Below are 23,181 nucleotides of genomic sequence, written 5' to 3'. Positions count from 1 at the left end.
TATGGCAACGCCACATATTAATGCTGAGATGGGTGATTTCGCTGACGTCGTACTGATGCCTGGCGACCCGCTGCGCGCAAAACACATTGCAGAAACTTTCCTCGAAGATGTCCGTGAAGTGAACAACGTGCGTGGCATGTTGGGCTTCACCGGGACTTATAAAGGCCGCAAAATCTCTGTAATGGGTCACGGTATGGGCATCCCATCCTGCTCCATCTACACCAAAGAGCTGATCACTGATTTCGGCGTGAAGAAAATCATTCGTGTGGGTTCATGCGGCGCGGTTCGTGCTGATGTGAAACTACGTGATGTGGTCATCGGCATGGGTGCTTGCACCGACTCTAAAGTGAACCGTCTGCGTTTCAAAGACCACGATTTCGCGGCTATCGCTGACTTCGATATGGTTCGCAACGCCGTTGATGCAGCTAAAGCGCTGGGCGTTGACGCTCGCGTAGGTAACATCTTCTCCGCTGACCTGTTCTACACGCCAGACCCAACTATGTTTGACGTCATGGAAAAGTACGGCATCCTGGGCGTGGAAATGGAAGCCGCTGGTATCTACGGCGTGGCAGCAGAATTCGGTGCGAAAGCACTGACCATCTGCACCGTATCTGACCATATCCGTACTCACGAGCAGACGACTGCTGAAGAGCGCCAGACTACCTTTAACGACATGATCAAGATTGCTCTTGAATCTGTGTTACTGGGCGACAAAGAGTAAGATTCAAAAGGGTGCTTCGGCACCCTTTATCGTTCATATATTGTTCATAGTATCTATTCACTGAAACCCCCTCATTCTTCACACCTGCTTTACCTTTCAAATATATAGCGCTATAAATATATTCAAGTATCTATTCACGAATCTATTCATATGAGCGCGCTGACTGATTTGTTACTCCACGGGCCACAAACTGCAAACTCCTTGCGGCAGCGTTTGGGTGTCAGCCAGGCGACGTTTTCACGTATTGTCAATGCTCAGAGCAATGTGATTAAAGCGGGGGCCGCCAGAGCGACTCGCTACGCGCTGCGGCGTCCTGTTCGTCAGATTCAGCAGTTCCCGTTGTGGCAAATCGATAATGTTGGGCAGGCATGGCGCTTCGGTGAGTTGTATCCCATTTGGCCGCAGGGGAGTTGCCTGGTCATTTTGAATAATGGTACCGCGCAGTGGTTTGACGGGATCCCTTGGTATTTGACCGACCTCCGCCCGCAGGGATTTTTGGGAAGAACGTGGGGTCGCAAATTAGCCCAGCAGGCGGGGCTACCGGAAGATATCCGCTTGTGGCAGGAAGAAGATGTACTCCTGGCGCTGTCTCAGCAAGTATCGGAAAACCTTGGTGGCTGGCTGGTTGGCGAGGAAAGTTATCGACGCTGGTTTGATACGCCTTTGCCGCCGGTGATTGCCGATGCTGATAAATTATCGGTTTATAGCGAACTGGCGAGTAGCGCACTCGCGGGCGATATCGTGGGGTCGTCAGCGGGGGGGAGCAGCCTAAATTTACCTGTTATGCACAGACGACGACCGGGCCGGCGCATGTCATCGTTAAATTCACCCCGCCGCTTCAAAACGAGAATAGTCAGCGCTGGTCTGATTTGCTTTATGCCGAAGCCTTAGCGCTCAACATTCTGGCTCAGGCCGGTATCCCCGCCTCGACGGCAAAAGTTCTGAGCAATACGCAAAGCCAAACATTCCTTGAAGTTATTCGTTTTGACTGCATGGGTGCCCAGGGTCGCAGAGGAATTGTCTCACTAGAGGCGGTGCAGAGTGAGTTTGCCAGCGGGGCACAGCATTGGCCCGTCACGATGGGAAAATTACTCGCCCAAAAGTCGGTTGAACCAGCAACCCTACGCCTGACGCAGCGCATCTGGGCGTTTGGCCGGTTGATAGCCAACAGCGATATGCATGCAGGGAATCTTTCGTTCTATCTGTCTGATATGCCACTGCGCCTGGCTCCTGTCTACGACATGCTACCCATGGCTTTTGCCCCGAACAGCGCCGGGAATATGCGCAGGGAGCCGGTAAAACCGCAGATTGATCCCGTAATCCCGCGGGAGGTGTGGTTGGAAATGTTGCCCTATGCTCGCCAGTTCTGGCTTGAGGCAAGCCAGAATCAAGGGATTAGCGAAAGTTTCCGGGAATTGAGTTGTGCGATGGCTTCAGAGCTGGATGCGGTTGAAGCCAACGTTAAACGCCTTGCCTAACGCACCGTCTGCGCAATCCACGCGCTCAGTTCACGCAGCTCCATTTCCTGTTCAGGGAAATCCGCAATCAACGTTTCACACTGCTGCTGCAACATATCGCTACGATACAGACAACCCTGCAAGCGTGCCGCTAGCGCTTCCAGCGGGGCGGGGTTCAGGCTGTCGGTAAATATTTGCGTGCGGGTGATATGCCCTTTTTCAACGTCGAAGTGCAGCTCAACGCCGCCCCAGGTAAAACGCTGGTCAAGTAAGTGGCTAAATGCCGGAGCCTGGCCGAAATTCCATTCCCAACTGCTTTGACGGGCAAACGTTTCGGCAAAGTTTGGCAAATCGGGCAGGGCATCTGGAGAGATATGTTCCGCTTCTACGCGTTCGCCGTAGTGAGCAAAGAATGATTCGCGAACTGCATCGCAAATTTGTTGGTGCGTGATACCAGGCAGAATATCGCTCAGATTGGTCACTCGCCCCCGAACCGACGTAATCCCTTTGGCCTGAAGTTTCTTCTCATCAGGATTCAGGTAATTTGCCAGACGGCTTAAATCCGCGTTGAGCAGTAAAGTGCCGTGATGGAAGCCGCGATCGAGCGTTTCTTTATATGCCGAGCCAGAAACTTTACGCACCCCATCAGCGGTAGCGACTTCCAGATCGTTGCGCCCGGAAGCCATTGCATTAATCCCGAGAGAATTAAGCGCATTCACCACAATGGCGGTAGAAATGCTTTTATCGTATTCGGGCTTTCCGGCCATAAACGTAAAACAGGTGTTGCCTAAATCGTGGAATACCGCGCCACCACCGCTGCTGCGCCTTGCCAGCCGGACGTTATCTTCTTCCATGCGGCGGGTATTGCACTCTTTCCACGGGTTTTGCGCCCGGCCAATAACCACCGTATCTGCGTTGCGCCACAAAAAGAGTACGCGTTGTGTGGCCGGCATCTGGCGGAAAATGCACTCCTCAACCGCCAGGTTGAACCACGGATCGTAAGAGTCAGAAATAAGCAGTCGTAGTGTCGTCATCAAAGAGATCCTTTCTTTCCAGGGTTATCCGCGCTCTGTTCATCTTCATCTTCCTTCACTTCGGTATTCGCGGTAAGAAGGAAAGGCGATTGCTGCCAGCGGGTGCGTTTGCCCTGCAACAGCGTGCGTGTCAGTACAATGCCAATCGCCAGCGCCAGCAACATCATCAGGCGCAGAATGTTTGTGGTGTTATCCACCTGTTTGGCTTCGGTGGCGAGAGTATGCGTATCGAGCGTGATACGCAGATAACCGACTGGCCCATCTTTATCTTCAATGGGTTGCACAATTTGCTGGTTAAAATAGCTGCCCGCTTTTTTGCCATCCAGCGCGAGTCTGTCGCGCACGCCGATCCCTTCGCCGGCACGGGCGATTTGATCACCGTTATCGTCATAAACACCTGCATCCAGAATGCGGCTGTCCTGAGTCAGTAACTTCAACACGGCTGAAATCTTTTTCTCATCAGGATTTTCAGATTTCATTAGCGGAGTCAGGTTGTAGCTGACCTGACGTGCCAGCGTTCTTGCCAGCTCCTCGAGTTGCACATTTCGGGCTTGCTGATGCCCCTGGCTAAACCACGATGCGCCTTGCATCAGCGCGACTAAAAGTGCGAGGCAGATAAGCACAATCACTGCACGATGCAGCCTGAATTTCATTTTTGCCCGAGCCATAATGCACCTTCAATAAATTGCTTACTTTAATGTTGCCAGAAGCAGCGTGGACAGGGTAGCCTCATGCGTTGTTTTACTCTGGCCTTTATCTTTATTCTGGAGCTGTGATGCCAAATAGTCTGACCTGGTGCGACCTACCGACCGATGTTTCTCTTTGGCCTGGGTTGCCGCTATCGCTAAGTGGTGATGAAGTTATGCCACTCGATTACCGTGCTGGCCGCAGCGGCTGGCTTCTGTATGGTCGGAACCTGGATAAAGAATGCCTGAACCGCTACCAGCGTAAACTTGGCGCCGCCATGGTTATCGTAACTGCGTGGTGTGTTGAAGATTATCAGGTTATTCGCCTGGCAGGTTCATTAACACCGCGAGCGACCAAACTTGCGCACGACGCCGGGCTGGATGTCGCGCCGCTGGGTAAGATTCCGCATTTGCGCACGCCAGGCCTGCTGGTGATGGATATGGACTCAACCGCTATTCAAATCGAGTGCATTGATGAAATCGCCAAACTGGCGGGAACCGGTGAAATGGTCGCCGAAGTGACCGAACGCGCCATGCGTGGCGAGTTAGATTTTACGGCCAGTCTGAAGCAGCGCGTAGGCACCCTTAAAGGAGCGAATGCTTCTATTCTGCGTCAGGTGCGTGATGAACTGCCGTTAATGCCGGGGCTGACTTCGCTGGTGCTAAAACTCGAATCGCTGGGCTGGAAAGTCGCGATTGCTTCCGGCGGTTTCACCTTCTTTGCAGAATACCTGCGCGATAAACTGCATCTTGATGCGGTAGTAGCGAACGAGCTGGAAATTTGTGACGGCAAGCTAACCGGCGAAGTGATCGGTCAAATTGTTGATGCGCAATTCAAAGCCGAAACGCTCAAGCGTCTGGCGGATAAATATGAAATTCCTGCCGCGCAAACTGTCGCGATTGGCGATGGAGCCAATGATTTACCAATGATTCAATCTGCTGGCCTGGGCATCGCTTATCACGCGAAACCAAAGGTGAATGAGAAAACTGAAATAACTATCCGTCACGCAGATTTGATGGGTGTGTTCTGTATTCTTTCAGGCAGTCTTATCCAGGAAGAACGCTAATGGCGAAAGCTCCGAAACGCGCATTTGTCTGTAACGAATGTGGTGCAGATTATCCTCGCTGGCAAGGGCAATGCAGCGCCTGTCATGCCTGGAACACCATTACTGAGGTGCGGATTGCCGCGTCTCCAACCGTTGCGCGTAACGAGCGTTTGTCGGGTTATGCTGGCAGTGCGGGCGTAAGCAAAGTCCAAAAACTTTCAGATATTAGCCTCGAGGAACTGCCGCGTTTTTCCACCGGCTTTAAAGAATTTGACCGTGTGTTAGGCGGCGGTGTGGTGCCTGGCAGCGCCATTCTGATTGGTGGTAATCCGGGCGCGGGTAAATCCACGCTGCTGCTGCAAACGTTATGCAAGCTCAGCGAACAGATGAAAACCCTGTACGTCACGGGTGAAGAATCGCTGCAACAAGTCGCCATGCGCGCCCACCGCCTGGGTTTACCGACTAACAACCTGAATATGCTTTCGGAAACCGGCATCGAGCAAATCTGCATGATTGCCGAAGAAGAAGCGCCGAAGCTGATGGTTATCGACTCCATCCAGGTAATGCATATGGCCGACGTGCAATCGTCGCCGGGCAGTGTGGCGCAGGTGCGTGAGTCCGCCGCTTACCTGACGCGCTTTGCCAAAACGCGCGGTGTGGCAATAATCATGGTCGGTCATGTGACTAAAGACGGTTCACTTGCCGGGCCAAAAGTCCTCGAACACTGTATCGACTGCTCGGTAATGCTGGATGGCGATGCCGATTCCCGTTTCCGCACGTTGCGTAGCCATAAAAACCGCTTCGGTGCGGTGAATGAATTGGGCGTGTTCGCCATGACGGAACAAGGGCTGCGTGAAGTGAGCAACCCTTCTGCCATCTTCCTGAGCCGTGGTGATGAAGTGACTCCCGGCAGCTCGGTGATGGTGGTGTGGGAAGGCACGCGGCCATTGCTGGTAGAAATCCAGGCGCTGGTGGATCAATCCATGATGTCCAACCCACGTCGTGTGGCTGTGGGTCTTGAGCAAAACCGCCTGGCAATTTTACTGGCCGTTTTACACCGCCATGGCGGTTTGCAAATGGCTGATCAGGATGTGTTTGTAAATGTGGTGGGTGGTGTGAAAGTCACGGAAACCAGTGCTGACCTGGCGTTACTGCTGGCGATGGTTTCCAGTCTGCGAAATCGCGCTTTACCGCAAGATTTAGTGGTGTTTGGTGAGGTCGGGCTGGCAGGTGAAATTCGCCCGGTGCCAAGCGGCCAGGAACGAATTTCCGAAGCGGCAAAACACGGCTTTAAACGTGCCATTGTGCCGCAGGCGAATGTACCGAAAAAACTACCGGAAGGGATGCAGGTCTTCGGCGTGAAAAAACTTGCTGATGCGCTGTCGGTGTTTGACGACTTATAATGACCTATTTCGCAGGAGGCACAGCATGTCGTCTTTTGAGTATCTGAAGACCGCTATTCGTCAGCAGAGCGTTACGCTGCAACAAGTTGCGGAATCCTGCGGCATGACTAAGGGCTACCTTAGTCAGCTATTGAACGCCAAAATCAAAAGTCCAAGCGCGCAGAAGCTGGAGGCATTACACCGTTTTCTGGGTCTTGAATTTCCCCGCCGTGAGAAAAAAGTCGGCGTGGTGTTTGGTAAGTTTTACCCACTGCATACCGGCCATATCTATTTGATTCAACGCGCGGCAAGCCAGGTTGATGAACTGCACATCATTATGGGTTATGACGAAACTCGCGACCGTTTGTTGTTTGAAGACAGCGCCATGTCTCAACAACCCACCACGGGCGACCGTCTGCGCTGGCTGCTACAGACTTTCAAATATCAGAAAAACATCCGCATTCATTCGTTTAACGAAGAGGGGATGGAGCCGTATCCGCACGGCTGGGATGTCTGGAGCCGCGGTATCAAAACTTTTATGGAAAGCAAAGGTATCAATCCCGATTGCATCTACACCTCAGAAGAGGGCGATGCGCCACGGTTTATCGAACAGCTTGGCATTGAAACGGTGCTGATAGACCCGAAGCGCACGTTCATGAATATCAGCGGTGGGCAGATTCGCGAAAACCCGTTCCGCTACTGGGAATATATTCCAACGGAAGTGAAACCGTTCTTTGTGCGCACCGTGGCGATTCTGGGCGGTGAGTCGAGCGGTAAGTCGTGGATGGTGAATAAGCTCGCCAATATTTTCAATACCACCAGTGCCTGGGAATACGGGCGTGATTACGTCTTTTCCCATCTGGGTGGGGATGAGATGGCGCTGCAATATTCTGATTATGACAAGATTGCTATCGGTCACGCGCAGTACGTTGATTTTGCAGTGAAGTATGCGAATAAAGTGGCGTTTATTGATACCGATTTTGTGACTACGCAGGCATTCTGTAAAAAGTACGAAGGCCGCGAACACCCGTTTGTGCAGGCGCTGATTGATGAGTACCGCTTTGATCTGGTGATTTTGCTGGAAAACAACACGCCGTGGGTAGCCGATGGCTTGCGTAGCCTTGGCAGTGATACGGATCGGAAGTCTTTCCAGAATTTGTTGGTATCGATGCTTGATGAGAACAACATCAGCTATGTGCACGTGGAAGAGTCGGACTACGATTCGCGTTTCTTGCGCTGTGTGGATTTGGTGAAAGGTTTGATTGGCGAACGCGGGTAGAAAAATAACCCTCACCCCGGTTTTCTCCCTCAGGGAGAGGGAGAAAACCGGATAATTCCCTCTCCTGAGGGAGAGGGTGAGGGCGTTACAGCAATTACTTACTTACACGTTTGTACTTAATACGCTTAGGTTCCAGAGCATCCGCACCCAGGGTGCGTTTCTTGTACTCTTCGTACTCAGTAAAGTTACCTTCAAAGAACTCCACTTTGCCTTCATCCTGGTAATCCAGAATGTGCGTGGCGATACGGTCAAGGAACCAACGGTCGTGCGAGATAACCATTGCACAGCCTGGGAATTCCAACAGGGCGTTTTCTAACGCGCGTAGGGTTTCGATATCCAGGTCGTTTGTTGGTTCATCGAGCAGCAATACGTTACCGCCAACTTGCAGCAGTTTCGCCAGATGCAGACGACCACGCTCACCACCAGATAGTTCGCCAACACGTTTACCCTGGTCAACGCCTTTAAAGTTAAAGCGACCAACGTATGCACGGCTTGGCATCTCGGTATTACCGACACGCATAATGTCCTGGCCGCCGGAAACTTCTTCCCACACGGTTTTGCTGTTGTCCATCGCGTCACGGAACTGATCGACAGACGCCAGTTTCACGGTTTCGCCCAGTTCAATGGTGCCGCTGTCAGGTTGTTCCTGACCAGACATCATACGGAACAGGGTAGATTTACCCGCGCCGTTCGGACCGATGATCCCGACAATTGCACCTTTCGGTACAGAGAATGTCAGGTCTTCAATCAGCAGGCGGTCGCCGTAGGATTTACGCAGGTTGGTCACTTCAACGACTTTATCGCCCAGACGTGCACCTGGTGGAATAAACAGTTCGTTGGTTTCGTTACGTTTCTGGTATTCGGTGTTGTTCAGTTCTTCAAAGCGAGCCAGACGGGCCTTGCCTTTAGACTGGCGGCCTTTAGCGCCCTGACGAACCCACTCCAGTTCCTTCTCAATGGATTTACGGCGAGCCGCTTCCGTTGAGGCTTCCTGAGCCAGACGAGCATCTTTCTGCTCAAGCCAGGAAGAATAGTTACCTTCCCACGGGATACCTTCACCGCGGTCAAGTTCCAGAATCCAGCCCGCAACGTTGTCGAGGAAGTAACGGTCGTGGGTAATTGCCACAACGGTGCCTTCGAAGTCGTGCAGGAAGCGCTCGAGCCATGCCACGGATTCAGCATCCAGGTGGTTTGTTGGTTCGTCGAGCAGCAGCATGTCTGGTTTTTCGAGCAACAGGCGGCAAAGTGCCACGCGGCGACGCTCACCACCGGACAGGTTAGCGATTTTCGCATCCCAGTCTGGCAGACGCAGTGCATCAGCAGCACGCTCGAGTTGCACGTTCAGGTTATGGCCGTCGTGCGCCTGAATGATTTCTTCAAACTTGCCTTGTTGGGCTGCCAGTTTGTCGAAGTCAGCGTCCGGCTCTGCATATTTGGCATACACTTCGTCGAGGCCTTTCAGGGCATTAACCACTTCAGCCACGGCTTCTTCAACCGATTCACGGACGGTATGTTCAAGGTTGAGTTGCGGTTCTTGCGGCAGATAGCCGATTTTCAGTCCAGGTTGTGGACGAGCTTCGCCTTCGATGTCGGTATCAATGCCGGCCATAATGCGCAGCAGCGTGGATTTACCGGAACCATTCAGACCCAGTACGCCAATCTTGGCGCCAGGGAAGAAACTGAGCGAGATATTTTTCAGAATATGACGTTTCGGCGGAACAACTTTGCCGACACGATGCATGGTATAAACGAATTGAGCCACAGTGCGACTTCGCCTCTTTTTCGTGATGTAAGATGGTACATATCAGTGGCGAAGTGTAGCCGTTTTCAGCAGGTAATCCCAGCAGGGGAAGCGGGATGTGTTACCCGGAACAGCCTTAACGCTTTTAAAGACAAAATAACACCCTCTGGCGTGGCGAAACTGCAATACCAGGGTTAGCATGAAGTAATTAATGGCGGCATGATGCTGCCCGTGAACATGTGAGGAGAACTTGTGGGGAAAGCCAAACAAGTCGTAGGGCAATTGCTAGTGGCGATGGTAACTCTTGCGGCAATAACTCATGCAGTTCGTGCGGATTCTCTGGACGAGCAGCGCAGCCGCTACGCGCAAATCAAACAAGCATGGGATAGCAAGCAAATGGATGTGGTGGCGCGAATAATGCCCACTTTGCAAGATTATCCGCTGTATCCCTATCTCGAATATCGCCAGATTACTGACGACTTAATGAATGAGCCAACGCTCGTCGTCAGCCAATTTATTGCAGCCAACCCAACACTTCCTCCAGCGCGGGTGCTGAAATCACGTTTTGTGAATGAACTGGCGCGCCGTGAAGACTGGCGTGGCTTGCTGGCATTCAGCCCAGATCAACCGGGCACAACAGAAGCTAAATGTAATTATTACTACGCGAAATTTAACACCGGGCAGGCAGATGCTGCATGGGCGGGTGCTAAAGATTTGTGGCTGACAGGTAAAAACCAGCCGTCGAGCTGTGACCGTTTATTCTCGGCGTGGCGTTCGTCCGGTAGCCTGGATCCGCTGGCGTATCTGGAACGTATCCGCCTGGCGATGAAAGAAGGTAATACTTCGTTGGTTAACAATCTGGCGAGCCAAATGCCAGCCGACTACCAGACCATATCCAGCGCGCTCATTAGCCTGCAAAACGATCCTAATACGGTACTGACGTTTGCCCGTTCAGTGGGTGCCACTGACTTCACTCGTCAGGCTGTCGCCATTGCATTCACGCGTGTAGCACGCGATGACGTAGAAAATGCGCGCATGATGATTCCATCGCTTATTCAGGCGCAGCAACTTAACGACTCTCAGGCTCAGGAGCTAAGAGACACCGTGGCCTGGCGTTTGATGGGCAACGATATCACTGCCGAACAGGCTGCCTGGCGTGATGATGCGATTATGCGTTCAGAGTCCACAAGTTTAGTTGAACGACGCGTGCGAATGGCGCTGGGTACGGGCGATCGAAATGGTCTGAATACCTGGCTTGCGCGTTTGCCGATGGAAGCCAAAGAGAAAGATGAATGGCGCTACTGGCAAGCGGATCTGCTGATGGAGCGTGGCCGTGAAACGGAAGCCAAAGAAATTCTCCATTCACTGATGCAGCAACGGGGTTTCTACCCGATGGTGGCAGCGCAGCGTTTAGGGGAAGAATATTCGTTACGCGTTGATAAAGCGGTTGCGGTAAACCCAGCGTTGGTTCAGGGGCCTGAAATGGCGCGTGTACGCGAACTGATGTACTGGAATCTGGATAATACCGCCCGCAGCGAATGGGCGAATTTGATCACCAGCCGCAGTAAGCCCGAGCAGGAAGGGTTAGCGCGTTACGCGTTTGAGCAAAACTGGTGGGATCTGAGTGTGCAGGCAACGATCGCCGGAAAACTTTGGGATCATCTCGAAGAGCGCTTCCCGCTGGCGTACAAAGATATTTTCTCTCGTTACGTGAGCGGAAAAGATATCTCGCAAAGCTACGCAATGGCGATTGCGCGGCAGGAAAGTGCCTGGAACCCTAAAGTAAGATCGCCTGTTGGCGCGAGTGGTTTAATGCAAATTATGCCGGGTACTGCGACGCACACCGTGAATATGTTTAATATTCCAGGTTACACCAGCACTAATCAGCTACTGGACCCGGATACCAACATCAACATCGGCACCAGCTATTTGCAGTATGTTTCTCAGCAATTTGAGAATAACCGGATTTTCTCATCAGCGGCGTATAACGCAGGTCCGGGACGTGTCAGAACCTGGCTGGGTAACAGCGCCGGGCGCATCGACGCAGTGGCCTTCGTTGAAAGTATTCCTTTCTCTGAAACGCGCGGATATGTGAAGAACGTGCTGGCTTACGATGCCTACTACAGCTATTTCATGGGCAAATCTAAACCGCTGCTGACCGATGGAGAGTGGCAACGCCGTTATTGATTTTGTGGGGGTTGTGATATTGTATTGTACTAGTTGAATAGTATGGTGGCATAACATGACTCAGCACTCTCAATATTCGGCAGAGCACGCCGAGCAAAGTAATCAAGAGTGGCTCCGCTTTGTGGAGCTGCTACAGCAATCGTTCGATAAGCAGCTGCACATGCCGCTGCTTATGCTGTTGCTGACGCCAGACGAACGCACAGCCCTGGGGACGCGCGTCAGAATCATTGAAGAGTTACTGCGTGGTGAGATGAGCCAGCGTGAGCTTAAAAACGAGCTTGGCGCGGGGATTGCGACAATCACTCGTGGCTCCAATAGCCTGAAATCTGCCCCGCCTGCGTTGCGTGCCTGGCTGGAGCAGGAATTATTAGCCGGTAAAAACTAGTGATACATCGAGTTGTGGAACGGGCTTAATGCCAGAATCACGGCCTGGTGATAAACGCTACTGCGTGTCAGTTTCCCGGCGGTAAAGACACCAATCGCCCCTTCTTTATTACCAATCTTATCAATCCCGGTATAGGCCGACATCACTGGCCCTAACGCTTCGCCTGCCCGGACTTTCTCAAGAATGATGGCAGGCAGCGGAAGGGTTGCCGAACGGGCTTCACCGCGCTGCTTGTGGTTTTCAATAACGACCCAGCTAAACGTACTGTCGTCGTCAATTCCTGCTTCAACCGCCACCCAAAAATCTGCTTCAGGGCGAACCTGGCGAGCATTCATAATTCGGCATCGTGCGCCAGTTCGCGTTTCATGGTTTCCGAATGGCTGTTCGGGCACGCCACTATCGACGGCGACGGGTTCAATATGGCAGCATCCCTCACCATAGATATCGTCGAATGCCTGGAGAATTGCCTGAATTTTGGCAGGATTGGTTGTTGCGCAGACGACATGGTACATAATCATTGAAACTCTCAAGAAATTGTTGCCGCAGTATAACGGAAAAAACGCATGTTACAGGTATACCTTGTTCGCCACGGCGAAACGCAGTGGAATGCGCAGCGCCGCATTCAGGGCCAGTCAGACAGTGCGCTGACTGAAAAAGGAGAACGTCAGGCCGAGCAGGTGGCTGAGCGTGTCAAAACGTTGGGCATTACGCATGTGATTGCCAGTGATTTGGGGCGTACCCGCCGCACCGCTGAGATCATTGCGATGGCGTGTGGTGTGGATGTCACGCTGGATGCCCGTTTACGCGAGCTGGATATGGGCGTTCTGGAACGCCGCAATCTGGACACGCTAAACGAAGAAGAAGAGGGCTGGCGTCGTCAACTCGTCAATGGCACGGCTGATGGTCGAATTCCCGACGGTGAAAGCATGTTGGAGATGAGCGAACGTATGCACGCGGCTTTAAATGCTTGCCTGGATTTACCTGCGGGGAGTCGTCCGTTGCTGGTGAGTCATGGTATGGCGCTGGGTTGCCTGGTGAGTACGATTCTGGGTTTGCCCGCCTGGGCTGAACGTCGCTTACGTTTAAGAAACTGTTCGATTTCTCGGGTGGATCACCAACAAAGTCCGTGGCTGGCTTCTGGCTGGGTGGTTGAAACGGCAGGGGACATCTCGCATTTAGACGCCCCTGCGTTGGATGAGTTACAGCGTTAACGACGTACAGGAATCAGATATTCACATCTGATTTGCATTGGTCGGTCCTGAACACGCGCTTCTTCTTGCGGGAAGAAGCGTTCGATATCCTGACCTTTGCGACGCGTTAGGTTCAGCGATGGCATACAGGTACCGTATATCGTCAGGATAAATTCCTGCAAACCGGTGCCTGGGCCTTCGTAGTCGAACTGCACGTAGTCGCCGCCTTCCAGCCTGACTGGATGGGAATCGGGCAAGAACCCGTTCGCCAGTTCTGGCGCGAGTGCCGTGGTATAAAACACTTCCTGCTCGTCATCACGCTCAATGCTTGGGCGCGGCTCATGCAAACCGTAAAGTACACGTGGCAAAGTTGGAGAGTTCCCCAGGAACTGCGTCCAGAACTGAATGCGCATTTCGTTACGGAAATCAGATATTTGTTCAAGCGTGCAGCTATAACTTTGCGTGACGCCAACCAGGTGAGTTTCTGGCAGCGTGACAAATTGCGCTTGCGGCAGTGCATACTCATCTAAACGCAACGGCGGACGCATGCCGAAAGCGCTCCAGTCAGGAGAACGACGGTACAATGCAGGCGTTTGAGTAAATTGTTTTTTGAAGGCGCGAGTAAACGTCTGTTGCGAGTCAAAACGATATTGTAAGGCAATATCCAGAATTGGACGCGCGGTCAATCGCAATGCTACGGCGGATTTAGATAAACGACGCGCACGAATGTATGCACCAATGGCATGACCCGTGACATCTTTGAACATCCGTTGTAGATGCCACTTGGAATAGCCTGCTTTTGCCGCCACATTATCCAGTGACAGAGGCTGATCCAGATGGCCTTCTAGCCAGGTTAATAGATCGCGAATGATCCCTGCCTGATCCATATAATATCCTCATCCTGACACGGTGAGTGCCGTTAATGTGGGCGATGATAGCACTTTTTGTTGTTATGACATTCAGAGTTTTTTTTAACAAGTCGTGCCAAAATTAGCTACTCATTCTGATAATTTTATTAATAACGTGATATTTAACGACTTTCTGGTCGAAAAAGTTAATAGTCCCTACATGCAATCTTAACCAATGGTAACAATATGAAATATAAAGTTTTAGTTGTACTGGGTTCATTAATGTTGATTTCATTGGGTGTTCGGGCAGAGCAAATTGGCTCGGTTGACACGGTTTTCAAAATATTTGGCCCTGACCATAAAATCGTCGTTGAGGCGTTTGACGACCCTGATGTCAAAAACGTGACCTGTTATATCAGTCGCGCAAAAACAGGTGGCATTAAAGGTGGTTTAGGTCTTGCCGAAGACACATCAGATGCGGCAATTTCCTGCCAGCAAGTGGGGCCGGTAGAACTGAGCGAGAAAATTAAAGCGGGTAAAACTCAGGGAGATGTGGTGTTCCAGAAACGGACATCGCTGGTCTTTAAAAAGCTGCAAGTGGTTCGTTTTTACGATGCAAAACGTAACACGCTGGCATACCTGGCTTATTCTGACAAAGTCGTCGACGGCTCGCCAAAAAACGCGCTAAGTGCCGTGCCAATTATGCCGTGGAAGTAACCAGGAGCGAATGATGAGTCAGGCCACAATCTGGTTAGTTGAGGATGAAGCCAGTATCGCCGATACGCTTATCTACACGTTGCAACAAGAAGGCTTTGTGGTGCGCGGGTTTGATCGCGGTTTGCCAGTGCTGGATGCGGCGCGTGTTGCGCGTCCGGACCTGGCGATTCTGGACGTTGGCCTGCCAGACATTAATGGTTTTGAGTTATGTCGTCGCTTGTTGGCTGATTATCCAGAATTACCGTTACTGTTTCTGACGGCGCGAAGCGAAGAGGTCGACCGGTTGATTGGCCTCGAAATTGGCGCGGATGACTATATCGCCAAACCATTCTCCCCGCGGGAAGTGTGTGCGAGGGTGCGAACCGTTTTGCGCCGTTTACACAAGCAGCGGCAAAATACCGGGGCAAGCGTTCAGCGTATTGGATTGTTTGAACTTAACGAAATGGCTGCGCTGATCACCTGGTGCCAGCAACCTTTGCATCTGACTCGCTATGAATATTTGATGCTGAAGATTTTTTTGCAGTGGCCAGGGCGTGTATTTTCGCGCCAGCAACTCATGGAATTAGTCTGGAGCACGGCGGAAGAAAGTTTTGATCGCACCGTGGATACTCACATCAAAACCCTGCGAGCCAAACTCCGGGCTATTAATCCTGATCTTTCCCCCATTAACACGCACCGTGGCCTGGGTTACAGCCTGGGAGTGAACTAATGCGCATCGGTATGCGCTTGTTGCTGGGCTATTTTCTGATTGTGGCGATTGCGGCCTGGTTTGTGCTGTCGATTTTTTTACAAGAAGTGAAACCCGGTGTTCGACGAGCAACCGAGGGAACATTGATTGATACCGCAACGTTACTTGCCGAGTTTGCGCGTGCCGACATGCTGGCTGGAAATGCGCAAAACGGGCAACTCGCGCAAGCATTTTCCCGCCTTAATCAACATAACTTTCAGGCCAATATCGGCGGTATTACCAAATCCCGAAATGAATATCGTGTCTACCTGACGGATGCGAAAGGCATTGTTTTGTTCGATTCCAGCGGCAAAGCAACGGGCCAGGATTACTCGCGCTGGAATGATGTGTGGCTGACCCTGCAAGGGAAATATGGCGCGCGCAGTACGCCAGTCAATGCCAATAAACCTGAAAGCACCGTAATGTACGTGGCCGCTCCCGTGCGCGACGGGGTCAATATTGTCGGTGTGCTCAGTGTTGGGAAACCTAATAGCGCTCTGGAACCCGTGATTCATCGTAGCGAGCGCCGAATTCTGTGGGCGGGCGTTGCGTTGCTGGGTATCGCGCTGATGATTGGCTTCGGGGTGGTGTTATGGATTAATCGCTCGATTGGTCAGCTTGTGCGTTACGCCGATTCAGTGACAGAAGAACATCCTCTCCCGCTACCCAAACCCGGCAGCAGCGAATTACGAAAACTCGCCTTAGCGCTGGAAACTATGCGCCTGAAACTCGAAGGGAAAAGTTATATCGAGCAGTATGTTCATGCGTTAACGCATGAGCTGAAAAGCCCTCTGGCGGCAATTCGGGGGGCGGCTGAAATTTTGCGTGAAGGCCCGCCACCGGAGGTGATTGAGAAATTTTCGGGGAATATTCTTCAGCAAAATCTGCGTATGCAGCAACTGGTGGATAATTTATTACGCCAGGCAAAACTCGAAAGCCGGGCGGAAATCATACCGCAGCCGATTCATCTGGTCGCACTGTTTTCTGCCTTGTGCGACAGCCGTGAAGTGATCGCTCATAGCAAAAAGATTTCGTTAAGCATCAATGAGAGCGCACTGAAAGACACCATCGTCGAAGGCGACTTCGCGCTGCTAGAACAGGCTATCGGGAATTTGCTGGATAACGCGCTCGATTTCACCCGGCCAGGCGGTGAGATTACGCTGAGTATCGAAAATGCCGATGACGGCATTGCTATCCTGGTAACGGATACCGGAAGCGGTATTCCGGACTATGCTCGCGATCGTGTTTTTGAGCGTTTCTATTCATTACCCCGCAGCAACGGGCAAAAGAGCAGCGGCTTAGGGCTGGCTTTTGTGCGCGAAGTCGCGCGTCTGCATCGCGGCACCATTACGCTGGAGAACCGCCCCGAGGGTGGGGCGCAAGCCAGGTTGAGCCTCCCCGGAAAATAATTTCGCCACTTCACCGTCTCTTCACATAACTTCATTTAGCCCCCACATACGCTCGCTATCCTCGCCACATCAAAATATGGAGGGGATTATGTTGAAATCTGCGTTGTTCTGGAAAGTGATGACTTTACTCGGTTGCATGCTGCTGTTGCTCATTCCACTGAGTATGCTGAGTTCGCTAATTGATGAGCGTAGTAGTTATCGGGATGATGTTGAGCAGTCGCTGCGTCAGAGTACCAGCGGCCCACAGACCATTACCGGCCCGCTCATTGCCATTCCCATAACTGAACTGACAACCGTTATGGAAGACAATAAAGAGGTTAAAAAAGAGCACCGCTTCATTCGCTACTATCTGCCGGAAAACTTGAGTATTGTGGGAAAGCAGATCGTTGAGCCACGTCATATCGGCATTTACGAGGGGCAAATTTGGCGCACAGCTATCACGCTTGATGCCACGTTTAGCCGCCAGCAGCTCAATAATGATTTCAGCGGTAACACTCAAATTGGCACACCGTATGTCGTGTTGGCAGTAGGCGATTCTCGCGGTATCGGTAAAGTTGGCGAGTTGGATATCAACGGCAAATCTTATCCGATTGAACCTGGGAGTCACTTACCCGGCGTCGAACAGGGGCTGCACGCCATTCTCCCTGCCGAGCACCTCCAGGATGAGAAACTCACGCTTCGCTTTAGTCTGGACTTGATGGGCACCAAACAGCTTGCCGTGGTGCCGCTTGGGCGCAATAGCCAGTTCACTTTAACCAGCAACTGGCCGCATCCGAGCTTTATTGGCGATTTCCTGCCGCAACAGCGCACGGTAACGGAAAACGGATTTACCGCTAATTGGCAGAGCACCTGGTTTGCTAACAACCTGAATACCAGCTTCTATGACGGACAAATTATGGATGTCGATCGCCTGCCAGCCTTTAGCGTGACGGTGGCAAATCCTGTCGATCAATATCAACTCACCGATCGCGCTGTTAAATATGCCATCTTACTGATTGGTTTGACGTTTATGAGTTTCTTCCTGCTGGAGACGCTGACGGGTTTGCGCGTTCACCCGATGCAGTATTTGTTGGTTGGGCTATCGCTGGTGATGTTTTATCTCGTTCTGTTGGCGGTCTCAGAACATATCGGGTTTAACGGCGCCTGGCTGCTGGCGAGTCTGATTTGTGCGGGGATTAATGGGTTCTATTTGAAGGCCATTTTGAACAGCTGGAAAACCAGTTTGATGTTTACGACCGGCTTGCTGACGCTTGATGCTGTGCTCTGGCAGTTGCTTCAGTCTGAGGACAGTGCTTTGTTACTTGGTACGGGAGTCCTTTTTGTGGCGCTTTCGGCCATTATGATGCTAACCCGTCATACAGATTGGTACGGTATGAGTAAAAAAGTGCAGATACCGGAAACTGGCGACGCTCAGAAAGATCCTGACCGCTTCCGCCTGTGGAAATAGAGGTTTTCTAAAAGCAAAAGAAAAGGGCGGATTTAATCCGCCCTTTCGTGTTCAAGTTGATTACAGGTTTATTCCTGTAAATCGCCGCAGAAGCGATAACCTTCGCCATGGATGGTGGCGATGATTTCAGGTGTATCTGGAGTCGATTCGAAATGCTTACGAATACGACGAATTGTGACGTCAACGGTACGGTCGTGCGGCTTAAGCTCACGGCCTGTCATTTTCTTTAGCAATTCAGCGCGAGACTGAATTTTCCCAGGGTTTTCGCAGAAGTGCAGCATCGCGCGGAATTCGCTACGCGGCAATTTGTACTGCTCGCCATTTGGGCTGACCAGTGAACGGCTGTTGATGTCCAGTTCCCAACCATTGAACTTGTAGCTTTCAACGGAACGACGTTCTTCGCTGATTGCACCCAGGTTCATAGTACGAGACAACAAGTTACGCGCACGAATGGTTAATTCACGTGGGTTGAATGGCTTAGTGATGTAATCATCTGCGCCGATTTCAAGGCCAAGGATTTTATCCACTTCGTTATCGCGGCCAGTCAGGAACATCAATGCCACATTGGCTTGCTCACGCAATTCACGCGCCAGGAGCAGGCCATTTTTACCTGGCAGATTGATATCCATAATGACCAGGTTGATGTCATTATCAGAAAGGATCTGATGCATTTCAGCGCCATCGGTCGCTTCAAAAACATCATAGCCTTCAGCTTCAAAAATGCTCTTTAACGTGTTGCGTGTTACTAATTCGTCTTCGACGATAAGAATATGCGGGGTCTGCATGTTTGCTACCTAAAATTGCCAACTAAATCAAAACAGGAAGTACAAAAGTCCCTGACCTGCCTATTACATGCCATAAATTAACATGCTGGGCGTAACATGACTAAAGTACGTAATTGCGTTCTTGATGCACTTTCCATCAACGTCAACAACATCATTAGCTTGGTCGTGGGCACTTTTCCCTCTGGACCCGACGGTGTCAAAAACGGTTGTTATCCTATACCATTTTAACAGCAACATAACAGGCAGGACCGCTTTAGACATCTGATAAAACTACGCTTCGTTGACATATATCAAATTCAATTGTAGCACGTTAACAGTTTGATGAAATCATCGTAGCGTTTTGCCACCTTTCGTCACAATATTTTAATAATATAGATAGTTACGCGAATTGATTAGTTAAGAATGTAAATCAGATTGTCGATGGCGTTTTTATGGTCTTTTTGTTATATAAAACAAATTGATAGTATTGTTTGTGATCTGTATTGGTGCTGGTCAAACCACCGAAAAGCATTTGTGGTACTTATGATTCGCATTCATGCATTTTATATATCAATGTTACTTTAATGTAAATTTTTGATGCGTATTATCATTTGTATTTTGTGAATGTCCGAAAACAGACACTTTTTTAAGAGAGCTTTGATGCGTTTTTTAATTATTTTGGTTGCTCCCGCCAGAGCTGAAAATGTCGGTGCCGCAGCCCGCGCAATGAAGACCATGGGATTTGCTGAACTACGCGTTGTTGATAGCGAAGCGGACCGTCAGCCTGAAGCGCGATGGGTGGCACATGGTTCCGGCGACGTGCTGGATAACGCGCAGCATTTCGATACACTCGCGCAAGCGCTGCATGATGTGGATTTCACGATTGCCACCACCGCTCGTAGCCGTGCGAAATTCCATTATTACGCCACGCCGCAGCAACTCGTGCCCTTGCTTGAAGAAAAGCGGGAATGGGTCGGCACGGCGGCGCTGGTTTTTGGGCGTGAAGATTCGGGGCTGACCAACGAAGAGCTGGAGCTGGCTGATGTCTTAACCGGCGTGCCGATGGTGGCAGATTATCCGTCTCTCAATCTTGGGCAGGCTGTCATGGTGTATTGCTACCAACTCTCCGCGCTGATGCAACAGCCCGCTCCTGAGCATGATGTCGTTGACGCAAAACAGTTAGTGGCTTTGCGTGCGCGTATCGCCTCTTTACTTGAGCGTGTTGATGCCAGCGAAGACCAAAAAATGGTCGACTGGTTGCAGCAGCGGTTGGGGCTTTTAGCGCAGCGTGATACGGCGATGTTGCACCGTTTGCTCCATGATATTGAAAAAAAGTTACCAGAGAAAAATGCTGGCAACTGAATGCATAGTAGTGAGGATGGGGTGTGCTCCCCCCTCTTTTTTAGCGTAATGAGCGCATTTTGTGATGAATTATCAGCGTTCAATAGTCATGTCACAGATAGTGGTAAAATTAAAAATAAATTGACTTAGCCTGTCGGATACTTTAGTCAATATAGGTAAATCATATTACGAGCACACAACATCCATGATTCGCAGCAGCCTGATGACCACAATTATTACAACCACCATTACCACAGGTAACGGTGCGGGCTGACGCATACCAGGAAAAACGAAAAAAGCCCGCACCTAAATAGTGCGGGCTTTTTTTTGGACTAAAAACTCAAGGGTAATAACAAATGCGAGTGTTGAAATTCGGTGGTACTTCAGTGGCAAATGCGGAGCGTTTTCTCCGTGTTGCCGATATCCTGGAAAGCAATGCCAAACAGGGGCAGGTGGCAACAGTGCTTTCTGCCCCGGCGAAAATTACCAATCACCTCGTTGCCATGATTGAAAAAACCATTGGCGGCCAGGATGCCCTACCGAATATCAGTGACGCAGAACGCATCTTCAGCGAACTTCTTAATGGCCTGGCAGAAGCACAACCCGGTTTTCCTCATGCGCAGCTGAAATCGTTTGTTGACCAGGAGTTTGCTCAGTTAAAGCATGTCCTGCACGGCATCAGCCTGTTGGGGCAATGTCCAGACAGCATCAACGCCGCAATGATCTGCCGTGGAGAAAAACTCTCTATCGCGATCATGGCTGAATTGCTCAAAGCGCGCGGCCACAACGTGACGGTTATCAATCCGGTTGAGAAACTTCTCGCCGTCGGGCATTACCTTGAGTCCACTGTTGATATCGCAGAGTCCACTCGGCGCATCGCCGCCAGCCGCATCCCGGCTGACCATATGATCCTGATGGCGGGCTTTACTGCCGGGAACGACAAAGGTGAGCTGGTGGTGTTAGGGCGTAATGGTTCTGACTATTCCGCCGCCGTGCTGGCCGCCTGTTTACGTGCTGATTGCTGTGAAATCTGGACTGATGTTGACGGAGTTTACACTTGCGACCCGCGCCAGGTTCCAGATGCCAGGTTATTGAAATCTATGTCGTATCAGGAGGCGATGGAGCTTTCTTACTTCGGCGCTAAAGTTCTGCATCCACGCACCATTTCTCCTATCGCTCAGTTCCAAATCCCTTGTCTGATTAAAAACACCGGAAACCCGCAAGCGCCTGGCACGTTAATTGGCGCGGATAGCGACGAAGACTCTCTGCCGGTCAAAGGCATCACCAATCTGAACAACATGGCAATGTTTAACGTCTCAGGCCCTGGCATGAAAGGCATGGTCGGTATGGCGGCTCGTGTTTTTGCGGCGATGAGCGGCGCCGGGATTTCGGTGGTGCTGATTACTCAGTCATCTTCTGAATACAGCATCAGCTATTGCGTGCCGCAGGCAGATTGCGCCCGTGCGCGTCGTGCGATGGAAGATGAGTTTTATCTTGAGTTGAAAGAAGGTCTGCTTGAACCGTTGGCGATCATGGAGCATCTGGCAATTATCTCTGTCGTCGGTGACGGCATGCGCACGCTGCGTGGCATTTCTGCCAAGTTCTTCGCCGCTCTTGCCCGCGCCAACATCAATATCGTGGCCATTGCACAAGGTTCTTCCGAGCGCTCGATTTCTGTGGTGGTCAGCAATGACAATGCGACAACTGGCGTGCGTGTGACCCATCAGATGCTATTCAATACCGATCAGGTTATCGAAGTGTTCCTGATTGGCGTGGGCGGCGTTGGTGCGGCATTGGTCGAGCAAGTGAAACGCCAGCAGGCGTGGCTCAAGCAAAAACACATTGATTTGCGTGTGTGTGGCATTGCGAACTCGAAAGCGCTGCTGACCAATATCCACGGCCTGAATCTGAACAACTGGCAGGAAGAGCTGGCGCAGGCAAAAGAGCCGTTCAACCTTGGCCGCCTGATTCGCCTGGTGAAAGAGTACCATTTGCTGAACCCGGTCATTGTTGACTGTACTTCCAGCCAGGCGGTGGCCGATCAATACGCCGATTTCCTGGGGGAAGGTTTCCACGTCGTGACGCCGAACAAAAAGGCGAACACTTCCACCATGAATTACTACCACCAGATGCGTAACGCTGCGGCGAAATCACGCCGTAAATTCCTTTACGACACCAACGTGGGCGCGGGCCTGCCGGTTATCGAAAACCTGCAAAACCTGCTTAACGCGGGTGATGAATTACAACGTTTCTCCGGCATTCTTTCTGGTTCACTGTCGTTTATCTTTGGCAAACTCGACGAAGGTATGAGCTTGTCAGAAGCCACCAAAGTGGCGCGAGAAATGGGTTACACCGAACCCGATCCGCGTGACGATCTTTCCGGCATGGACGTCGCGCGTAAGCTGTTAATTCTGGCGCGTGAAACCGGCAGCAACCTTGAGCTTTCCGATATTGTTATCGAGCCTGTATTGCCTGAGTCATTTGATTCTACAGGTGATGTCGAATCGTTTATGGCGCGTATCCCGCAACTGGATGACGAGTTTTCTGCGCGTGTGGCACAAGCCCGCGACGAAGGAAAAGTGTTGCGTTATGTTGGCGTGATTGAAGCGGATGGCAGCTGCAAAGTTAAAATTGATGCGGTTGATGGTAATGACCCGTTGTATAAAGTTAAAAACGGCGAGAACGCCCTGGCGTTTTATAGCCATTACTATCAGCCGTTACCGCTTGTGTTGCGTGGTTACGGAGCAGGGAATGATGTTACTGCTGCCGGTGTTTTCGCCGACTTATTGCGCACTTTGTCATGGAAGTTAGGAGTTTAAG

The 23,181-nt window shown here is 51.2% G+C and carries 20 protein-coding genes, 2 pseudogenes and 1 other annotated feature; of the genes and pseudogenes, 16 read left to right on the top strand and 6 right to left on the bottom strand.

Annotation, left to right across the window (positions count from 1 at the left end; translation table 11 throughout):
* The first annotated feature begins 1 nt into the window (after position 1).
* Positions 2-721: a purine-nucleoside phosphorylase gene (gene deoD / locus AC0IWZ_RS17900; protein ID WP_034459469.1), complete on the top strand. Its 720-nt coding sequence runs from the start codon at positions 2-4 to the stop codon at positions 719-721.
* Positions 722-871: 150 nt separating this feature from the next.
* Positions 872-2,199, top strand: a pseudogene (gene yjjJ / locus AC0IWZ_RS17895) (type II toxin-antitoxin system HipA family toxin YjjJ).
* On the opposite strand, the gene lplA reads toward yjjJ, so the two are convergent.
* The gene (lplA, locus tag AC0IWZ_RS17890) at positions 2,196-3,212 is read right to left on the bottom strand and encodes a lipoate--protein ligase LplA (RefSeq protein ID WP_034498623.1); all 1,017 of its coding nucleotides are present in this window, start codon (positions 3,210-3,212) and stop codon (positions 2,196-2,198) included. The pseudogene yjjJ and the gene lplA sit on opposite strands and share 4 nt — an antisense overlap.
* Positions 3,212-3,880, bottom strand: coding sequence for a YtjB family periplasmic protein (locus AC0IWZ_RS17885; RefSeq protein WP_471678777.1), 669 nt, complete (start codon positions 3,878-3,880; stop codon positions 3,212-3,214). Before AC0IWZ_RS17885 ends, lplA begins: the two co-directional genes overlap by 1 nt.
* Positions 3,881-3,987: 107 nt before the next feature.
* On the opposite strand from AC0IWZ_RS17885, the gene serB reads away from it, so the two are divergent.
* The 3 genes from serB to nadR are packed head-to-tail and all read left to right on the top strand — an operon-like array spanning position 3,988 to position 7,605.
* Positions 3,988-4,965, top strand: a complete 978-nt coding sequence (gene serB / locus AC0IWZ_RS17880) for a phosphoserine phosphatase (protein WP_034498620.1) — start codon at positions 3,988-3,990, stop codon at positions 4,963-4,965.
* Positions 4,965-6,347: a DNA repair protein RadA gene (radA, locus tag AC0IWZ_RS17875; RefSeq protein WP_034498619.1), complete on the top strand. Its 1,383-nt coding sequence runs from the start codon at positions 4,965-4,967 to the stop codon at positions 6,345-6,347. Before serB ends, radA begins: the two co-directional genes overlap by 1 nt.
* Before the next feature lie 25 nt (positions 6,348-6,372).
* Positions 6,373-7,605 (top strand): multifunctional transcriptional regulator/nicotinamide-nucleotide adenylyltransferase/ribosylnicotinamide kinase NadR, encoded by a 1,233-nt coding sequence (nadR, locus tag AC0IWZ_RS17870; protein ID WP_410373688.1) that lies wholly within the window; start codon positions 6,373-6,375, stop codon positions 7,603-7,605.
* Positions 7,606-7,699: 94 nt separating this feature from the next.
* Here the strand turns inward: nadR and ettA are convergent, their stop codons facing one another.
* Complete coding sequence (gene ettA / locus AC0IWZ_RS17865) at positions 7,700-9,367, bottom strand: energy-dependent translational throttle protein EttA (RefSeq protein ID WP_410373689.1); 1,668 nt, start codon at positions 9,365-9,367, stop codon at positions 7,700-7,702.
* A 231-nt stretch (positions 9,368-9,598) separates the two neighbouring features.
* Here ettA and sltY point away from each other — a divergent pair, with 231 nt between their 5' ends.
* Both sltY and trpR read left to right on the top strand, forming a co-directional pair.
* Positions 9,599-11,533 (top strand): murein transglycosylase, encoded by a 1,935-nt coding sequence (gene sltY / locus AC0IWZ_RS17860; RefSeq protein ID WP_471678778.1) that lies wholly within the window; start codon positions 9,599-9,601, stop codon positions 11,531-11,533.
* Positions 11,534-11,588: 55 nt separating this feature from the next.
* Positions 11,589-11,918: a trp operon repressor gene (gene trpR, locus AC0IWZ_RS17855; RefSeq protein WP_115627251.1), complete on the top strand. Its 330-nt coding sequence runs from the start codon at positions 11,589-11,591 to the stop codon at positions 11,916-11,918.
* On the opposite strand, the gene yjjX is transcribed toward trpR, so the two are convergent.
* Positions 11,915-12,430 carry an inosine/xanthosine triphosphatase gene (yjjX, locus tag AC0IWZ_RS17850; protein ID WP_034498703.1) on the bottom strand — a complete coding sequence of 172 codons (516 nt, stop codon included), beginning with the start codon at positions 12,428-12,430 and terminating at the stop codon, positions 11,915-11,917. The two genes, trpR and yjjX, sit on opposite strands and share 4 nt — an antisense overlap.
* Before the next feature lie 51 nt (positions 12,431-12,481).
* Between yjjX and gpmB the strand changes: the two genes are divergently transcribed.
* Positions 12,482-13,129 carry a 2,3-diphosphoglycerate-dependent phosphoglycerate mutase GpmB gene (gene gpmB, locus AC0IWZ_RS17845; protein WP_034498609.1) on the top strand — a complete coding sequence of 216 codons (648 nt, stop codon included), beginning with the start codon at positions 12,482-12,484 and terminating at the stop codon, positions 13,127-13,129.
* Here gpmB and robA read toward each other — a convergent pair.
* Positions 13,126-13,995: an MDR efflux pump AcrAB transcriptional activator RobA gene (gene robA / locus AC0IWZ_RS17840; RefSeq protein WP_034498607.1), complete on the bottom strand. Its 870-nt coding sequence runs from the start codon at positions 13,993-13,995 to the stop codon at positions 13,126-13,128. The genes gpmB and robA overlap by 4 nt on opposite strands.
* Before the next feature lie 207 nt (positions 13,996-14,202).
* Between robA and creA the strand changes: the two genes are divergently transcribed.
* From creA to creD, 4 genes are all read left to right on the top strand, one after another.
* Positions 14,203-14,673: a protein CreA gene (gene creA, locus AC0IWZ_RS17835; protein ID WP_034498604.1), complete on the top strand. Its 471-nt coding sequence runs from the start codon at positions 14,203-14,205 to the stop codon at positions 14,671-14,673.
* Positions 14,674-14,686: 13 nt separating this feature from the next.
* The gene (gene creB, locus AC0IWZ_RS17830) at positions 14,687-15,382 is read left to right on the top strand and encodes a two-component system response regulator CreB (protein ID WP_471678779.1); all 696 of its coding nucleotides are present in this window, start codon (positions 14,687-14,689) and stop codon (positions 15,380-15,382) included.
* Complete coding sequence (gene creC, locus AC0IWZ_RS17825; RefSeq protein ID WP_471678780.1) at positions 15,382-16,809, top strand: two-component system sensor histidine kinase CreC; 1,428 nt, start codon at positions 15,382-15,384, stop codon at positions 16,807-16,809. The genes creB and creC overlap by 1 nt, the downstream gene beginning before the upstream one ends.
* Before the next feature lie 88 nt (positions 16,810-16,897).
* Complete coding sequence (gene creD / locus AC0IWZ_RS17820) at positions 16,898-18,256, top strand: cell envelope integrity protein CreD (RefSeq protein WP_471678781.1); 1,359 nt, start codon at positions 16,898-16,900, stop codon at positions 18,254-18,256.
* Between the two features lie 68 nt (positions 18,257-18,324).
* Here the strand turns inward: creD and arcA are convergent, their stop codons facing one another.
* Entirely contained in the window at positions 18,325-19,041 is a 717-nt protein-coding gene (arcA, locus tag AC0IWZ_RS17815; protein ID WP_034459438.1) for a two-component system response regulator ArcA, read from the bottom strand.
* A gap of 96 nt (positions 19,042-19,137) precedes the next feature.
* Between arcA and yjjY the strand changes: the two are divergent.
* From yjjY to thrA, 4 genes and pseudogenes are all read left to right on the top strand, one after another.
* Positions 19,138-19,280, top strand: a pseudogene (gene yjjY / locus AC0IWZ_RS17810) (YjjY family protein).
* 400 nt (positions 19,281-19,680) lie between these two features.
* A complete protein-coding gene (locus AC0IWZ_RS17805; RefSeq protein ID WP_115627256.1) occupies positions 19,681-20,382 on the top strand; it encodes a tRNA/rRNA methyltransferase in 702 nt (233 codons plus the stop codon).
* Positions 20,383-20,566: 184 nt separating this feature from the next.
* Positions 20,567-20,635 (top strand): thr operon leader peptide, encoded by a 69-nt coding sequence (gene thrL / locus AC0IWZ_RS17800; protein WP_072011210.1) that lies wholly within the window; start codon positions 20,567-20,569, stop codon positions 20,633-20,635.
* Positions 20,574-20,691, top strand: a sequence feature (Thr leader region). Its footprint overlaps the gene before it by 62 nt.
* 26 nt (positions 20,692-20,717) lie before the next feature.
* Positions 20,718-23,180, top strand: coding sequence for a bifunctional aspartate kinase/homoserine dehydrogenase I (thrA, locus tag AC0IWZ_RS17795; RefSeq protein ID WP_471679452.1), 2,463 nt, complete (start codon positions 20,718-20,720; stop codon positions 23,178-23,180).
* Position 23,181: the final 1 nt, after the last annotated feature.

This window comes from Buttiauxella sp. AC142 (assembly GCF_979253435.1).
The sequence above is the reverse complement of the archived record's forward strand: the minus strand, read 5'-3'. Positions and strand labels throughout refer to the sequence as shown.

Bases quoted from the DNA above. Each gene is read 5' to 3' on its own strand.
- deoD (WP_034459469.1), top strand. From the start codon at position 2: ATGGCAACGCCACATATTAATGCTGAGATGGGTGATTTCGCTGACGTC.
- lplA (WP_034498623.1), bottom strand. From the start codon at position 3,212: ATGACGACACTACGACTGCTTATTTCTGACTCTTACGATCCGTGGTTC.
- AC0IWZ_RS17885 (WP_471678777.1), bottom strand. From the start codon at position 3,880: ATGGCTCGGGCAAAAATGAAATTCAGGCTGCATCGTGCAGTGATTGTG.
- serB (WP_034498620.1), top strand. From the start codon at position 3,988: ATGCCAAATAGTCTGACCTGGTGCGACCTACCGACCGATGTTTCTCTT.
- radA (WP_034498619.1), top strand. From the start codon at position 4,965: ATGGCGAAAGCTCCGAAACGCGCATTTGTCTGTAACGAATGTGGTGCA.
- nadR (WP_410373688.1), top strand. From the start codon at position 6,373: ATGTCGTCTTTTGAGTATCTGAAGACCGCTATTCGTCAGCAGAGCGTT.
- trpR (WP_115627251.1), top strand. From the start codon at position 11,589: ATGACTCAGCACTCTCAATATTCGGCAGAGCACGCCGAGCAAAGTAAT.
- yjjX (WP_034498703.1), bottom strand. From the start codon at position 12,430: ATGTACCATGTCGTCTGCGCAACAACCAATCCTGCCAAAATTCAGGCA.
- gpmB (WP_034498609.1), top strand. From the start codon at position 12,482: ATGTTACAGGTATACCTTGTTCGCCACGGCGAAACGCAGTGGAATGCG.
- robA (WP_034498607.1), bottom strand. From the start codon at position 13,995: ATGGATCAGGCAGGGATCATTCGCGATCTATTAACCTGGCTAGAAGGC.
- creA (WP_034498604.1), top strand. From the start codon at position 14,203: ATGAAATATAAAGTTTTAGTTGTACTGGGTTCATTAATGTTGATTTCA.
- creB (WP_471678779.1), top strand. From the start codon at position 14,687: ATGAGTCAGGCCACAATCTGGTTAGTTGAGGATGAAGCCAGTATCGCC.
- creC (WP_471678780.1), top strand. From the start codon at position 15,382: ATGCGCATCGGTATGCGCTTGTTGCTGGGCTATTTTCTGATTGTGGCG.
- creD (WP_471678781.1), top strand. From the start codon at position 16,898: ATGTTGAAATCTGCGTTGTTCTGGAAAGTGATGACTTTACTCGGTTGC.
- arcA (WP_034459438.1), bottom strand. From the start codon at position 19,041: ATGCAGACCCCGCATATTCTTATCGTCGAAGACGAATTAGTAACACGC.
- AC0IWZ_RS17805 (WP_115627256.1), top strand. From the start codon at position 19,681: ATGCGTTTTTTAATTATTTTGGTTGCTCCCGCCAGAGCTGAAAATGTC.
- thrA (WP_471679452.1), top strand. From the start codon at position 20,718: ATGCGAGTGTTGAAATTCGGTGGTACTTCAGTGGCAAATGCGGAGCGT.